This is a genomic window from Nonlabens marinus S1-08, from assembly GCF_000831385.1.
GTDB classification, from domain to species: Bacteria; Bacteroidota; Bacteroidia; order Flavobacteriales; family Flavobacteriaceae; genus Nonlabens; species Nonlabens marinus.
The window spans coordinates 2,766,157-2,781,367 of the sequence record NZ_AP014548.1 but is presented as its reverse complement, the minus strand read 5'-3'; the positions used below and the strand labels follow the sequence as shown (position 1 = coordinate 2,781,367).

Annotated in this window: 11 protein-coding genes and 2 tRNA genes; 10 read left to right on the top strand and 3 right to left on the bottom strand. The window is 39.5% G+C overall.

Going from position 1 to position 15,211, the window contains the following annotated elements:
- Positions 1-158: 158 nt before the first annotated feature.
- Together gyrA and NMS_RS12710 are read left to right on the top strand one after the other, a co-directional pair.
- Positions 159-2,696 (top strand): DNA gyrase subunit A, encoded by a 2,538-nt coding sequence (gyrA, locus tag NMS_RS12715; protein ID WP_041497182.1) that lies wholly within the window; start codon positions 159-161, stop codon positions 2,694-2,696.
- A 17-nt stretch (positions 2,697-2,713) separates the two neighbouring features.
- A complete protein-coding gene (locus NMS_RS12710; protein ID WP_041497181.1) occupies positions 2,714-3,901 on the top strand; it encodes a tetratricopeptide repeat protein in 1,188 nt (395 codons plus the stop codon).
- 76 nt (positions 3,902-3,977) lie between these two features.
- On the opposite strand, the gene NMS_RS12705 is transcribed toward NMS_RS12710, so the two are convergent.
- Both NMS_RS12705 and NMS_RS12700 read right to left on the bottom strand, forming a co-directional pair.
- Positions 3,978-4,739, bottom strand: a complete 762-nt coding sequence (locus tag NMS_RS12705) for a C40 family peptidase (protein ID WP_041497180.1) — start codon at positions 4,737-4,739, stop codon at positions 3,978-3,980.
- Positions 4,740-5,918, bottom strand: a complete 1,179-nt coding sequence (locus NMS_RS12700; protein ID WP_041497179.1) for an acetyl-CoA C-acyltransferase — start codon at positions 5,916-5,918, stop codon at positions 4,740-4,742. It lies immediately after the preceding gene.
- Between the two features lie 119 nt (positions 5,919-6,037).
- On the opposite strand from NMS_RS12700, the gene NMS_RS12695 reads away from it, so the two are divergent.
- From NMS_RS12695 to NMS_RS12660, 8 genes are all read left to right on the top strand, one after another.
- On the top strand, positions 6,038-8,080 hold the full coding sequence (locus tag NMS_RS12695; RefSeq protein ID WP_041497177.1) for an HD family phosphohydrolase: 2,043 nt from the start codon (positions 6,038-6,040) through the stop codon (positions 8,078-8,080).
- A gap of 93 nt (positions 8,081-8,173) precedes the next feature.
- Positions 8,174-8,257 (top strand) — tRNA-Ser (locus NMS_RS12690).
- A 42-nt stretch (positions 8,258-8,299) separates the two neighbouring features.
- Positions 8,300-8,374 (top strand) — tRNA-Pro (locus NMS_RS12685).
- A gap of 265 nt (positions 8,375-8,639) precedes the next feature.
- Positions 8,640-9,284: a pyridoxamine 5'-phosphate oxidase gene (gene pdxH, locus NMS_RS12680; RefSeq protein WP_041497737.1), complete on the top strand. Its 645-nt coding sequence runs from the start codon at positions 8,640-8,642 to the stop codon at positions 9,282-9,284.
- Complete coding sequence (locus tag NMS_RS12675; protein WP_041497176.1) at positions 9,284-9,769, top strand: SixA phosphatase family protein; 486 nt, start codon at positions 9,284-9,286, stop codon at positions 9,767-9,769. Before pdxH ends, NMS_RS12675 begins: the two co-directional genes overlap by 1 nt.
- Positions 9,769-11,817 (top strand): polyphosphate kinase 1, encoded by a 2,049-nt coding sequence (ppk1, locus tag NMS_RS12670; protein WP_041497174.1) that lies wholly within the window; start codon positions 9,769-9,771, stop codon positions 11,815-11,817. The genes NMS_RS12675 and ppk1 overlap by 1 nt, the downstream gene beginning before the upstream one ends.
- A complete protein-coding gene (locus NMS_RS12665) occupies positions 11,817-12,725 on the top strand; it encodes a Ppx/GppA phosphatase family protein (RefSeq protein ID WP_148311395.1) in 909 nt (302 codons plus the stop codon). Before ppk1 ends, NMS_RS12665 begins: the two co-directional genes overlap by 1 nt.
- A 37-nt stretch (positions 12,726-12,762) precedes the next feature.
- A complete protein-coding gene (locus NMS_RS12660; protein ID WP_041497172.1) occupies positions 12,763-13,338 on the top strand; it encodes a porin family protein in 576 nt (191 codons plus the stop codon).
- Between the two features lie 58 nt (positions 13,339-13,396).
- On the opposite strand, the gene NMS_RS12655 is transcribed toward NMS_RS12660, so the two are convergent.
- Positions 13,397-15,205 (bottom strand): DNA polymerase III subunit gamma/tau, encoded by a 1,809-nt coding sequence (locus NMS_RS12655; RefSeq protein ID WP_041497736.1) that lies wholly within the window; start codon positions 15,203-15,205, stop codon positions 13,397-13,399.
- Between the last annotated feature and the right edge of the window lie 6 nt (positions 15,206-15,211).

The following is a 15,211-nucleotide window of genomic DNA, read 5'->3' as shown; positions in this document are numbered from 1 at the left end:
TATTGTCACGTCATTTAAAGCATTTTACAACTTATCCACATGGTGCGGCCTAATCTGTTAATAAAAACAAGCTTAGAACGAGTCTAGAGCCTTAGCCTTACTGACTTTTTACTTAAATTGCTCTTTGTTAAAATTATAAGTAAATAAAAGAGATTTAAATGGCAGATGGAGAAAAGTTAATCCCAATCAACATTGAGGATGAGATGAAGTCAGCTTACATCGATTATTCGATGTCAGTCATAGTGTCACGGGCACTGCCAGATGTACGAGATGGTTTGAAGCCAGTACACAGGCGCGTGCTTTTTGGGATGTATGAACTGGGGGTTCTTTCCAACCGTGGATATAAAAAGAGTGCCAGGATCGTAGGAGAGGTATTAGGTAAGTATCACCCACATGGGGATACTTCAGTTTACGACACTATGGTTCGTATGGCTCAAGAATGGTCATTAAGATACATGCTTGTTGATGGTCAAGGTAACTTTGGATCTGTTGACGGCGACCCGCCAGCAGCAATGCGTTATACAGAGGCTCGTATGCGCAAAATTTCTGAAGAACTTCTTGCAGATATAGATAAAGAGACGGTAGATACACAGCTCAATTTTGACGACACCTTGTCAGAGCCTACGGTACTTCCTACTAAGATACCTAACCTTTTAGTAAATGGGGCGAGTGGTATTGCTGTAGGTATGGCGACAAATATGCCTCCACACAACTTAACTGAGGTTGTGGATGGAATCGTTGCTTACATGGATAATCCAGACATAGAGATCGACGAGCTTATACAACACATCAAAGCGCCAGATTTCCCAACAGGAGGAATTATTTATGGTTATGACGGTGTAAAGGAAGCCATGCATACCGGTCGTGGACGTGTGAAAATACGTGGTCGTGTAAGAATTGAAGAGGTGAAAGGTCGTGAGTGTATCATTGTGGACGAATTGCCATATCAGGTCAATAAAGCCGATATGATCAAGAAAACGGCAGACCTTATTAATGATAAGAAGCTAGAAGGTATTTCTTCCATCCGTGATGAATCGGATAGAAACGGGATGCGTATTGTCTACATATTGAAGCGTGATGCGATTCCTAACATCGTTGTAAATACATTGTATAAGCACACGGCATTACAATCCTCATTTAGCGTGAATAACATCGCGCTTGTGAAAGGAAGGCCACAAATGCTAAACGTCAAGGATATGATCCACTATTTTGTGGAACACCGTCTAGATGTAATTGTACGCAGAACTACCTATGATTTACGCAAGGCTGAAGAGCGAGCGCATATTTTAGAAGGATTGATCATTGCCAGCGATAATATTGATGAGGTCATCAAAATTATTCGTGCCAGTCAAAATGGAGAGGAAGCTCGTGAGAATTTGATCCAACGATTCGAATTGTCTGAAATACAGGCTCGTGCCATTGTAGAAATGCGTCTACGTCAATTGACAGGATTAGAGCAAGACAAGCTACGTACTGAGTATGATGAATTGTTGCTCACTATCGCAGACTTAAAGGAAATTCTGGAGAAAGTAGAGCGCAGAATGGAGATTATCAAAGAGGAATTGGCAATGGTGCGTGACAAGTATGGTGATGAGCGTCGTTCAAAAATTGAGTATGCAGGTGGCGACTTGAGCATGGAAGATATGATTCCTGATGAGCAAGTAGTCATTACCATATCACATGCAGGTTATATTAAAAGGACAAGCCTTAACGAATACAAAACTCAGAATAGAGGTGGAGTAGGGCAAAAAGCCAGCACCACTAGGGATGAAGATTTCTTAGAAGATATTTTCGTTGGGACAAACCACCAGTACATGTTGTTCTTTACAGAGAAAGGAAAATGTTTCTGGATGAGAGTCTTTGAAATCCCAGAAGGCAGCCGTACTTCAAAAGGAAGAGCTATTCAAAACTTGATCAATATCGAGCAAGATGACAATGTCAAAGCAGTCATTTGTACTCAAGATATTAAGGATGAAGAGTACATCAATAGCCATTACGTCATCATGTGTACTAAGAAAGGAATCGTTAAGAAAACATCCTTAGAACAATATTCTAGACCGCGATCTAATGGTATTAATGCGATTACCGTTCGTGATGGGGATATGTTGTTAGAAGCAAAATTAACGACAGGTGACAGTCACGTGCTACTAGGTCTTAAAAGTGGTAAAGCCATCCGATTTGACGAGTCTAAAACCCGCCCTATGGGTAGAAATGCCAGTGGGGTTAGAGGAATACGTCTAGCAGACGATAATGACGAGGTGATCGGAATGGTTGCAGTAAATGAAATGGATTCTGAGATTCTTGTGGTTTCTGAGAAAGGATATGGAAAACGTTCCAGCCTTGAAGATTATCGTGAGACCAACCGTGGAGGTAAAGGTGTTAAGACCATATCTGTTACTGATAAAACTGGCGGCCTTGTAGCGCTTAAAAACGTCCAAGATGATGACGGTTTAATGATCATCAACAAATCAGGAGTTGCAATTCGTATCGATGTTTCCGATCTTAGAGTTATGGGACGCGCAACTCAAGGTGTTCGATTAATCAATCTTAAAGGTAACGATAGCATTGCCGCTGTCGCGAAAGTTGCTAAAGAAGAAGATGAGGAGGAAGGAGCAGAAATTTCTGAAGCTGAAGCTACTGCAGAATCAGCACCTGAAGATGGCACAACCCTTGCAGAAGACGATAGTGAAGAATAATAATTAAAACATATACAATGAAAAAAATACTAATTGTTGCAGCTCTAGCCGTTACGACCATTGGGTTTGCTCAGAAAAGAGAGCTAAGAAAGGTTGAGAAGGCCATTGAGGATAAAAATTATAGCGAGGCAACTTCAGAATTTGAAAAAATCAATGAATCTGAAGTTGAGTCTAAATATTTAGCTGATTACAAATTTTATAAAGCGGTTACTATTTTAGGAAACCCTACAAGAATTGCAGCAGATGGTATGCAATTAAGACAGGTCATCGATTTGCTTGAAGAAGCGGAATCCTTAGGTTATAGTGATGAGGATCAGATTCTTTATTACGAGCAAACTACAGCAGATGCTATTTTTTCAGATGCTCAAAAAAAGCTAAAGTCTGGAGATCAAAAGGCAGCATTGGATAATGTAATTTATCTGCTAGAGCTTAATCCAGACAATCAGAAAATGAGAGAAAATGCCGCGAATTTAGCTTATAGGATTGGTGAGTTTTCCTCTGCAAAGGCTAATTACGAGCAGTTGGTAAAAGAAGGTTATACTGGTGAAGAGGAAACTGTAGTTGCTACAGGCGTTAAGGATGGAGTGGTTTCAACATTCCCCAATAAAAAAGCGGCTGAATATGCAGTGATGTCAGGTGATTTTAAAGATGTACGAATCGAGAAATCAGATTCTCAACTAGGGTCTTTGATCACGAATCTTGCGTGGATTTATAAGAATGATGGTGAAGTGGACAAAGCAAGAAAATTGGCTATGGATGCTATGAAAAACAATCCAAATGATGCTAGTCTTTCAACCGCTTCCGCAGACATTTATCTTTTATTAGGTATGAAAGACGAGTATGAGAAGGCGATCAAAGAATTAAACACTGAAATTAAAGATCCTAGAGTATTTGAGAATCTAGGTATTGCAGCTGGTGAGAAGGAAAATTGGGATCAGGCGATTGATTATTACAATAAGAGCATTGAGTTGAAAGCAGACAACTTTGTAACTCAAAACAACATAGCAGTTGCCTATATCAATAAAGGAAATTTGGATGAAACTAGTGCTGAAGATCAAATTAAACTTTACACTATGGCAACAAAGCATCTTGAAAAAGTGGTTGAAATCAAACCAGAGCAAGCCAGTGCAAAACAGACATTACTAGGCCTTTACAAATTTCTAGAAATGAATGATAAGGCTGCGGCATTGGAAACAAAGATGTAAAGATCACTTGAAATATATTGGATGAAAAATCCCGCTTTAAGCGGGATTTTTTATTGTTTGACAATACCAATAGAGTTTACAATATTTTTTTAATCATTCTCAATTTATGAGTATGACTACCAGAATCTAAATTGAAGATACCGCTTTGATCAAGCCTATCAATTCGTACTTTTCCGTGGGCATGTATGATATGGTTATCCTTCATGATGATCCCTACGTGAGTGATAGCTCCTTCAGTATTATCAAAAAAGGCGAGATCTCCAGGGTCTGATTCTTCTATAAAACTCAATACCTGACCATGTGTGGCTTGTTGGCTAGCGTCTCTTGAAAGACGATATCCATTCAATCGGTACATAAGCTGGGTAAACCCACTACAATCTATACCTAAACAGCTCCTGCCACCCCATAGATAAGGAGCGTTCAACATTAAAAGTGCATGGTCAATTATTTGTTCTTTGTTACTAGCCTGGGCCTGCTCCCGAACTGTGTCACTTTGGAATTTATCTCCCAAAAAACTAGCTGAGGACACTTGAGATCCTAAAACTAGAGTACTCAATGTGCTGTCTTTGTGAGTTACGATGCTCAGTGGTTCTTTCGCGAAAGCGATATCAAGGCCATCAGCTAATTCATGATATTCCTCGCTAGAAATTTCTAGTAGTTGCTTATTGTCTAACCAACCTTCGTATTGATCATTATGCAGCCTGATTTTGGACCATTTTTTACGATACTCTATGATTTTAAAAACTTCACCATACAACACCTGAGAGATCATTTCGCTTTGATCTCTTGCTTCCAATCGTAATGGAACAATAGAAATGGGGCAGATCCCGTATTTCATTTATTTATATGCCTCGATTACTAGAGCCGTAGCTCCACCGCCACCATTACAAATACCTGCAGCACCTATTTTACCACCTTCATTTTTGAGCGTGCTTAGAAGAGTTGCCACAATACGTGCTCCACTGCAACCTAATGGATGTCCTAATGAAACTGCACCACCATAGACATTCACATTTTTATCTGTCAAGCCCATGATTTTCATATTAGCCAAACCAACCACAGCAAAAGCTTCATTTAATTCAAAATAATCGACATCATTATAGGAGAGTCCTGCCTTTTCAAGAGCTTTAGGGACTGCTTTAGATGGTGCTGTAGTAAATCTTACCGGTTCCCCTGCTGCATCGGCATAACTTAGTATTGTTGCTAGTGGTGTAACTCCTAATTCCTTGGCTTTTTCCTCACTCATAAGAATTAAAGCAGCCGCACCATCATTAATTGTACTCGCGTTTGCTGCGGTTACTGTACCGTCCTTACTAAAGGCAGCTCTTAATGTAGGAATCTTATCCAGTTTGACATTGGTATATTCCTCGTCGCGATCGACTATGATGTCGTCACCACGTCTTTGTTTTACGGCTACAGGAACTATTTCGTCTTTGAACTTTCCTGACTCCCACGCAGCAGCAGACCTCTTATAAGACTGTATGGCATAGGCATCTTGGTCTTCTCGAGAAAATCCATTTTCTTGGGCACATAAATCTGCACATGTTCCCATGGCATTTTTGTCATAGGCATCAACGAGACCATCTTTTTGCATTCCATCCACCATTGTGGAAGGACCAAATTTTTGTGGAGTTCTCATGTGCACATAATGTGGTATCATGCTCATATTTTCCATTCCACCTGCGACTACAACATCTTGATCGCCTAAAGCGATCGCTTGTGCTGCCATAGCTATACTCTTCATCCCGCTAGCACAAACTTTATTGATGGTGGTAGCTGGAGTTTCAATATTGAGACCAGCGCCTATTGCGGCTTGTCTTGCTGGAGCTTGACCACAGTTGGATTGAACTACATGACCCATGTAAACTTCTTGAACTTCTTTAGGGTCTAATTGAATCTTTTCTAAGGCACCTTTAATTGCAATGGAACCCAACTCTGTAGCTGGTACGGTGCTCAAAGCACCCATAAAACTTCCTATTGGGGTTCTCGCATAGGATACAATAACAACCTTTTTCATTTCTTACTTTTTATGCGAAAATAACAATTTAAGCTCCTATTTTTTATCAATAATCAAGGAAAAGCTATACCGTAAGAGATTCCTCCCGTAAATTGCTAGCTAAGTCGTTATTTTGCAACATGAATACATCAAAGAATCGATTGTACAGGCATCAAGATTTGATCGTCAAAATATTCTTAATCGCAGCTTGTACTGCAGTTATTGTCTATTTTTTCCCTAAAAGTGATCGATTTAAGTATGATTACGCTCAAGGGGAGCCCTGGGAGTATGAAACCTTATACGCACCTTTTTCATTTGCCATTCTCAAAGACAAAGAGGTTTTAGAAGAGGAAAAGCAGCAGGCGATTGAACAGACGCCCAGGCATTTTTACAGTAAACCTGTAAATACAAATGAACTTCTAGATCGATTTGATGAAAGTGTCAAGTCAGCCATCAGTGATAGTTTGTATAAAGCAACCTCCAGACGGTATCAAAGAGTTACTCGCAGTTTCTTGCAAGACCTTTATAAAGTAGGCTATCTAGAGGATCTACAGGACCTAAAAGACATCCACCCTATTGTGCTAAAAAGAGATAACGAGTTGACCCAGTTGACTTATGGTGATCTGATATTGCCTGGCGAATTGCAGAAAAATTTGAGTGCGGTTTACGCTAGCTTTTCAAACGATCTTCAAGGCATACTTACTAGACGGCTTTTAGTGCTAGTACAGCCTAATGTTTTTTATGATAAAGAGCTTACGGATCTCAATATTCAAAGCGAGGTAGAAAAGATCCTTCCCACCAGAGGTCTTATCGCTCAGAATGCTAGGATTATCGCTCAAGGCGAAATTGTAGAGGGTGACAAACTCCAGATACTTAATACGCTTAATAACACCTATGAGTCTCAGACTTGGTCTGACTCTCAGTACAATTGGAAATTACTAGGGTATTTAGTACTTATAGGTATGGCGTTGACTATGCTCATGCTATTCATTCATAAATACAGGTATGAGGTCTATAATAGCAACAAGAAGTTACTCTTTATATACTTTAACCTTTGCTTATTTGTTGTCTTGACCGCCTCTGTGGTTAAAATAGATGCAGACTTTGTTTATATCGTACCCGTGTGCATGTTGCCTTTAATTATCAAGGCATTTTTTGACGCACGATTGGGACTTTTCAGTCACGTTATCATCATTTTCATTTTGAGTTTTGTGGTACCATCAAGTGGTGAATACTTATTCTTACAGATGATGGCAGGAATTGTTACGATCCTATCAGGTAAAGAAATTTATAAACGTGCGAATCTATTTATTACAGTAGGTCAGATAGTTACCGTCTATTTTATCTCCTACTTTGCCTTTTATGCGGTTTACCAAGGTGGAGTTATAGGCTGGGAATGGAGTCGCATCATCTATTTTGTGCTCTGTGGTTTGGCCATGTTATTTGTGTGGCCGTTGATTTATGTGTTTGAAAAAATATTCAACCTGGTTAGTGATGTCTCCTTGCTAGAATTATCAGATACCAACTCTAAACTACTCAAAGAACTTTCCAACAAAGCACCTGGAACCTTTCATCACTCTCTTAATGTAGCCAATATTGCAGAAACTGCTGCTAATGAAATAGGGGCAAACTCCATGCTTGTACGAGTTGGAGCCTTGTATCATGATGTAGGGAAAATGGCAAATCCTACATACTTTACAGAAAACCAAGGAAATGGAATCAACCCTCATGACGACCTTGATCCAGAAGAAAGTGCTCAAATCATTATCGATCATATCATAAATGGGGTTGAAATTGCTAAAAAATCCAATCTCCCAGATCGCATCATCGATTTTATAAGAACCCATCATGGCGATAGTCTAGTGTACTATTTCTATAAAAAAGCCAAAGAAGAAAATCCTGACGTAGACGAATCCTTATTTAGATATCCAGGACCTAGACCTTACAGTCTGGAGACCGCCATCCTTATGATAGCTGATAGCGTAGAAGCTGCCTCTAAAAGTTTAAAAGCACCTAGCAGTGTTGCCATAGATAAATTAGTAGAAAGTATTATCAATTCTCAAATGGCAGCAGGACAATTTCTCAATGCTGATATTACTTTTAAACAAATTGAATCCATTAAAACTGTGATAAAAAAGAAGTTAGCCAGCATGTACCATTTGCGAATAGAATATCCAGAGTAAAATCTCAAAAAATTCAATAATATCCTTTGGACAAATGCAAACAAAGTTTACATTTGCATCCGCTTTCAGAAATGGTAGCCGTTCTTTAAAATTGGAGAGGTGCCAGAGTGGTAATGGAGCAGATTGCTAATCTGTCGACGGGTAACCGTCGCCAGGGTTCGAATCCCTGTCTCTCCGCAAAAAAATAATGTCAGAACCGATACTGACACAAATTAAAATCGGGGTGTAGCGTAGCCCGGTCATCGCGCCTGCTTTGGGAGCAGGAGGTCGCAGGTTCGAATCCTGCCACCCCGACGACGATCCGCAAGGATGTAGTCATGAGTCCATCAAGCTTTGCTTGATGGACTTTTTTTATCGCCCTATTTTCAGAAATGCACAATGTACTGATTGCTCTCATCCTTATAGCAATTGAGATTAAGATATGTTCGCTTTCGCGTAAGCGAACACATTGCTCTCTTACTTTTACTTCTTAACTAAATTCCTTAATTGGAATGTGAAAGCTTTGTTTATGGTTATGACTTCTATAGCCAAATCCTTAAATTGCATAGAAATAAAGTTCATGCAAAAAGACCTCCACGATTCCCGAAAATCCTATGAAAAGGATGCATTACTAGAATCGAATCTGAGCCAGGATCCATTCAAGACGTTTGAACAGTGGTTTCGAGATGCTGAAAATAGTCCAGGTGTCGAAGAGGCCAACGCAATGATCGTAAGTACTATAAGTAAAGATGGTTTTCCTAAGTCCCGAGTGGTTCTCTTAAAAGAAATTGAAGAAGGGAGTTTTCTGTTTTATACCAACTATACTTCTGAAAAAGCGGAAGCTATAGATTCTCACCCTAAAATAGGCGTTCACTTTTTTTGGCCAGCATTGGAAAGGCAAATAATGATGAAGTGCCATGTGGAGAGAGTGGGCCGGGAAAAATCTCTTGCTTACTTCAACAGCAGACCTCGTGGCAGCCAGTTGGGAGCCTGGGCGAGTGATCAAAGTGAAACTATTATTTCTAGGGAGGCTCTCGAGGCACAATTAGCTGCAGTAGAGAAGCGTTTTGAAAATCAAGAAGTTCCTATTCCTGAATTTTGGGGTGGATATAAATGCACCCCTGTATGTTTTGAATTTTGGCAAGGGCGTCCCAATCGACTTCACGATCGAATTTTGTATACTCAGGAAGAGGATGCCTGGAGTTTTAAAAGATTACAACCTTAATGAGAAAGCAGTTAATTTTAGTTCGTCACGGGAAGTCCAGCTGGGAATTTGATGTTAGAGATCATGACCGCCCATTGATTCAAAAAGGTATTGATGATGCGCATGCCATAGGAAAATCACTAAGAGAATTCCCTAGTAGACCAGATGTGATATGGTCTAGCACTGCGGCTCGAGCCTTGCAAACGGCTACCATACTTACAGAATATATAGATTATGATCTTAAAAAGCTTCAATTAAAGAGAGCGCTCTATACTTTTGATTCTCAAGATTTACTAGAAATAGTAAAGACCATTGATGAGAATATCAATTGTGCCATGTTAGTTTCCCATAATCATGGTTTGACAGACCTTGCCAATTTATTAGGCAGTGAACGCTTTGTCAATGTGCCCACTACGGGAACGGTAATGATCGAGTTTGAATCTAATACTTGGAAAACGATTACAAATGGAAAAACAACATTCCATTTATTCCCTAAAAACTTATAATGACCCCACGCTATTTCAACCGGGAATTATCCTGGCTCAAGTTTAATGCTCGTGTCCTTCAGGAAGCTAATGATCCTACAGTACCACTTATCGAACGTTTGCGATTCTTAGGTATTTTTTCGAATAACCTAGATGAATTTTTTAAGGTCAGGTATGCCACGATTCAACGCATTTACCGTGCAGGTAAGAATGCTACTAAGTCTCTAGGAGGTATATCTGCTGGGGATTTGTTGAACGAGATCAATCAAACGGTAATAGAAGATCAAACGCTGAGTTTTCAAATTTTGAATGATTTGGAAAATGAACTGGCTAAAGAACATATCATCATCGTTGATGAGAAGGAAGTGTTGAAAGAACACGAGATGTACATCCGTAAATATTTCAATGAGAAAGTAAGTCCAGCTTTAGGGGTCATCATGATTGATGGCAAAGCACCGTTCCCACCTTTACAGGATGGAATGGGGTACTTAGCAGTACGTATGACTTTCAAAAATGGTGAAATACGACACGCTCTTATTGAAAAACCTAAACATCTCAATCGATTTGTAGTACTACCAGATCTAGAAGATGGGAAGCAGTATGTTATATTGATTGATGATTTGATACGCCACAGGATGCATTACTTGTTCAGCATCTTTGAGTATCAAGAAATTGAGGCGCATATGATTAAGGTGACCCTGGATGCTCAACTAGATATAGATCTGGACTTAAAGAAGAGTCTACTTGAGAAGATAAGGGACAGTGTCTATGATCGTAAAGACGGTGATCCTGTTCGATTTGTATTTGACAGAGAAATAAGTAAAGACACCATTGATTTAATCATGAGTAAGCTGGAGATTGATGATATGGATTCCATCATTCCTAGTGGTAGGTATCATAACCGCCGTGATTATCTCAAATTTCCTAGTTTGGGACGTAAAGACTTGCTCTATGAACAGCAAGCCCCATTACCTATAAAAGGTATTGACATTAAAGGGTCGCTCTTAAAGCGTATTGCAGAGAAAGATATATTACAATACGCTCCATATCACACCTTTGCAAATACTACTAAATTCTTAAGAGAAGCTGCATTAGATCCTCATGTAGAAGAGGTGAAGATTACCATATACAGACTTGCTGAAGTCTCACAAATTGCGGGTTCTCTTATCAATGCTGCAAAAAACGGAAAGCAGGTTACTGTTTCCATAGAATTACAAGCCCGATTTGACGAGCAGGCAAATATCAATTATGCCGAATTGATGCAAGAAGAAGGCATCCAGATGATATTTGGAGTACCTGGTCTGAAGGTGCATTGCAAAGCTTGTATGATCACAAGGCGAGAAGAGGGCAAGTTGAAGCGCTATGGTTTTGTTTCCACCGGTAACTTCAATGAATCTACTGCGGGTGTATACACAGATTATACTTTGTTTACTGCAGATAAGAGAATTTTAAAGGAGGTAGAACGCGTTTTTGAATTCTTCCAGGTCAACTACAAACAGCATAAATACGAGCACCTGCTAGTAAGTCCTAACTTTTTAAGATCTAGAATTGAGCAATTGGTTCGTCGAGAGATCGCTTTCGCGAAAGCAGGAAAACATGCACTCATTCGCTTAAAATTAAATTCGTTCTCTGACTTCAAAATGATTGACTTATTCTACCAAGCCTCGCAGGCCGGTGTAAAGATAGAGCTCATTGTGCGTGGTATTTGCTGTCTGGTTCCTGGGGTAACGGGAATGAGTGAGAATATCAAAGCTATCAGTGTTGTCGATCGATACTTAGAACATCCTAGAGTCTATTACTTCCATAATGACGGCAATAGTTCGGTTTATATTTCAAGTGCAGATTTTATGCAGCGCAACCTTGACAGTCGTGTGGAAATTGCTTGTCCTATCTATGATGAAGATGTGAAAAGAGAAATTTTGGAAACTTTTGATATATGCTGGAATGACAATGTGAAAGCTCGAGTTATTGATAAAGAGCAATCCAATTCTTACGTTTCAAATGGTAAAACTAAGATCAGGTCACAATATGCCACCTACCAGTATTACGAAAATAAAAATGACGCTTGATGGGATTCAAAACAGTAAAATATGGAGCAATAGATATAGGATCAAACGCGATTAGATTATTAGTTGCGACTGTAAATACCTTTGATGATCTAGCACCAGTTTTTAAAAAGACGAGTCTTGTTCGTGTTCCCATACGATTAGGACAGGACGTTTTCACTAAAGGGCACATATCTGATCATAATGTAGAACGCATGGTGAAAACCATGAAATCCTACCAAAATTTGATGGATGTTCACGAGGTGGCAGATTATAAAGCCTACGCCACTAGTGCCATGCGTGATGCTGATAATGGTAAGGAGGTAACTAAAGTTATCAAAAAGCTCTCAGGAATTAATATTGAAATTATTGATGGTTCACATGAAGCTGCAATGATTGCGATGACTGACTTACATGATATTATTGATGAAAACAAGGTGTATCTGTACGTTGATGTAGGTGGTGGTAGTACAGAGTTTACACTTTTTGCTAATGGTAATGCAGTTGAATCCAAATCTTTTAAAATAGGAACCGTTCGTTTGTTAAATGACATGGTGAAAAGCAATCTGTGGACAGAGGCAGAGCAATGGGTGAAAAAAGTTTGCGAACCTTACGATCGAATTGAACTGATAGGATCTGGAGGGAATATCAATAACATATTTAAGAATAGCGGGAAGTTGTACGGTAAGCCATTGTCCTATTTCTATCTAGCAAGCTACTATGAAAAACTGCAAAGTTTTACTTATGAAGAACGTGTGTACCACCTTGCCCTTAATCAAGACCGGGCAGATGTTATTATCCCTGCATGTCGCATCTATTTGAGAGCTATGAAATGGAGTGAGGCTAAGAATATTCACGTACCGAAAATCGGTTTGACCGATGGAATTATCAAATCAATTTACAATTCCAAAATACAGAAGTCCAGTCATTAGACTTTTTTAGCTACATTTAAATCTTTAAAAACAGAACATGAAAAAACTACTACTTATATGTATTGCCTTAGGAGTATTTAATTTCAGTGCCGCTCAAGTGCGCAGTGAAACCACTTATGGCATTCGCTTGGGACTTAATTACTCTAATTTAGAAACGGATTATTTCTCAGATTCCGATTCTAGAATCGCTCCTGAAGTTTTATTTTTTGCAGAAATCCCTCTAGGAAATACATTTTCATTAGTTCCAGAGCTGGGATTTAGTGCTTTAGGAGCAAAAGAAGATTCATTTGAAGCTGCTGATGGAGACTACATTGATTTCAAAACAAACTGGTTGACTGCTGGTTTTCTAGCGCAATTTCACCTTACTGACCTTTTGTACCTTAATGCAGGGCCTAAATTTGCACTGAATGTTTCTGACAATGACGATGGGGATTATTATGCTAGTGATTTGTTAGGCGTTGGTGGTGTAGGTTTTCAATTGACGAACAGCTTTAGCATCGATGCTAGATATGGCTATGGCTTTACTAACATTTTTGAAGGTACCGCATTAGGAGATCAAGGGTTTGAAGCTGAAAACAGATTTTACCAACTTACAGTAACTTATAAATTGTAATCGCTTTCGCGAAAGCGGAACAAAAAAAACTGCATCCAACAGGTGCAGTTTTTTTTGTTTAAAATTCTAAATCGAAAGCTTGTCGCAATTTATCTATCGAAGGGTTTTTGTCTACCAGCTTTTGAAATTTCTCCTGATCTGTATACACATATCTCTTCTGTACAGATTTGTCTACAGCAATTTCTATTGTTAATTGATAGTTCTGCAATTCTCGTTTTAAAAACTCAAGAATTTGGCCCATATTTTTATCCAAATCTTCCTTCATAGAAGCGTTAGGAAACCTTAAGTGTGCCTTTGTGCCTTTAAGTTTAGGGCTATCAACATTTAAAATACTAGCGAGTATGAGTGAGCCGCGTTCCTTTAGGTGTTCTACATATTTGTCCCAGACTAATACCAGCTCTTCCTCCGTAAAAGGACGTTCAGGCAAGCTATCATGGACAACAGTGGCTTCTTTTTTGTTCTCTAAATGTTCTTTCTTGCGTTCAATTCCTTGCAGCGATAGTGAACTGACCTTATTTTTGCTTTTTTCTAATAATGCTTTCCTTCTCTCCATCAATGATTGTTCAGGATCAGGGTTTTCTGAAGGAGATGGTTGTGCTTTCTCTTCCTTGACTGAAACTGTTTGAGTTCCTTCTGTGGAATGGGAAGCTACATCTAGCGAGGGACTTGGAGTATTGGTAGTATTCTCTTGAACCTCTGCTTTTATGGGATTGGGTATTTTATCGGTGGCAGGCTCAGCCACTTGCATATCAGCAAAGGTGCTAGCTGGAAGTATGTACTTTAGAGGCTTTTTTTTTTGACCATCCTCTGAAAGTAGGATGGAGGCCAATTGCATCAAGCATAACTCCACAAGCAAACGCTGATTGCGGCTGTTGCGGTATTTTAGATCTGCATCATTTGTGATTTCGATGGCAGTTTTGAGAAACTCCATACCGGTCACACGAGATTGATCTTGATATTTTAGCTTAGTAGTTTCCCCTAATTCTAGCAATACAAGGGTGCGCTCATCTTTACAAACCATAAGGTCTCTAAAGTGAGATGCTAAACCATTTAAAAAGTGCTGCCCATCAAATCCTTTGACCATGATCTGGTCATAGTCAATCAATAGTTGAGGGATATTATTTTCTAAAATCAGCGACGTCATGCTGAAATACGTATCTCGATCCAGTACGTTCAAATTTTCCGTCACTGCTTGGACGGTTAAATCTTTACCAGAGAAACTAACGACACGGTCAAAAATAGACAGGGAATCCCTTAAGGCTCCGTCTGCTTTCTGGGCTATGATCTGGAGTGCCTCTTCCTCAGCATCAATATTTTCTTTGATCGCAATGCGTTTCAAATGCTCGCGCATATCGCTGACTGTGATGCGCTTGAAATCAAATATCTGACAACGAGAAAGAATCGTAGGGATGATCTTGTGCTTTTCAGTAGTTGCGAGTATGAAAATAGCATGCGCTGGCGGCTCTTCAAGAGTCTTTAAAAAGGCATTAAATGCCTGTGTGGACAACATGTGAACCTCATCAATAATATAGATCTTGTACTTACCTACTTGTGGAGGAATACGCACTTGGGAGATCAACTCACGTATGCCATCAACACTGTTGTTAGACGCAGCATCCAGCTCAAAAATATTGAACGCAAAATCCTCATCTGGATCATAGGCAACATTGTGTTGATTGATCTTTTTAGCAAGGATACGAGCACAGGTAGTTTTACCTACGCCACGAGGCCCAGTGAATAGCAAAGCTTGTGCTAAGTGATTGCTTTCAATAGCATTTTCCAGCGTTTTAGTAATAGCAGATTGTCCCACGACATCTTCAAAGGTCTCTGGTCTGTATTTACGGGCTGATACTATAAAGGGTTCCATGCGCGC

Excerpts from the sequence above, each read along its gene's own strand:
- NMS_RS12675 (WP_041497176.1), top strand. The coding sequence starts at position 9,284 with ATGAGAAAGCAGTTAATTTTAGTTCGTCACGGGAAGTCCAGCTGGGAA.
- NMS_RS12700 (WP_041497179.1), bottom strand. The coding sequence starts at position 5,918 with ATGAAAAAGGTTGTTATTGTATCCTATGCGAGAACCCCAATAGGAAGT.
- NMS_RS12710 (WP_041497181.1), top strand. The coding sequence starts at position 2,714 with ATGAAAAAAATACTAATTGTTGCAGCTCTAGCCGTTACGACCATTGGG.
- NMS_RS12660 (WP_041497172.1), top strand. The coding sequence starts at position 12,763 with ATGAAAAAACTACTACTTATATGTATTGCCTTAGGAGTATTTAATTTC.
- NMS_RS12705 (WP_041497180.1), bottom strand. The coding sequence starts at position 4,739 with ATGAAATACGGGATCTGCCCCATTTCTATTGTTCCATTACGATTGGAA.
- gyrA (WP_041497182.1), top strand. The coding sequence starts at position 159 with ATGGCAGATGGAGAAAAGTTAATCCCAATCAACATTGAGGATGAGATG.
- NMS_RS12655 (WP_041497736.1), bottom strand. The coding sequence starts at position 15,205 with ATGGAACCCTTTATAGTATCAGCCCGTAAATACAGACCAGAGACCTTT.
- NMS_RS12665 (WP_148311395.1), top strand. The coding sequence starts at position 11,817 with ATGGGATTCAAAACAGTAAAATATGGAGCAATAGATATAGGATCAAAC.
- pdxH (WP_041497737.1), top strand. The coding sequence starts at position 8,640 with ATGCAAAAAGACCTCCACGATTCCCGAAAATCCTATGAAAAGGATGCA.
- NMS_RS12695 (WP_041497177.1), top strand. The coding sequence starts at position 6,038 with ATGAATACATCAAAGAATCGATTGTACAGGCATCAAGATTTGATCGTC.
- ppk1 (WP_041497174.1), top strand. The coding sequence starts at position 9,769 with ATGACCCCACGCTATTTCAACCGGGAATTATCCTGGCTCAAGTTTAAT.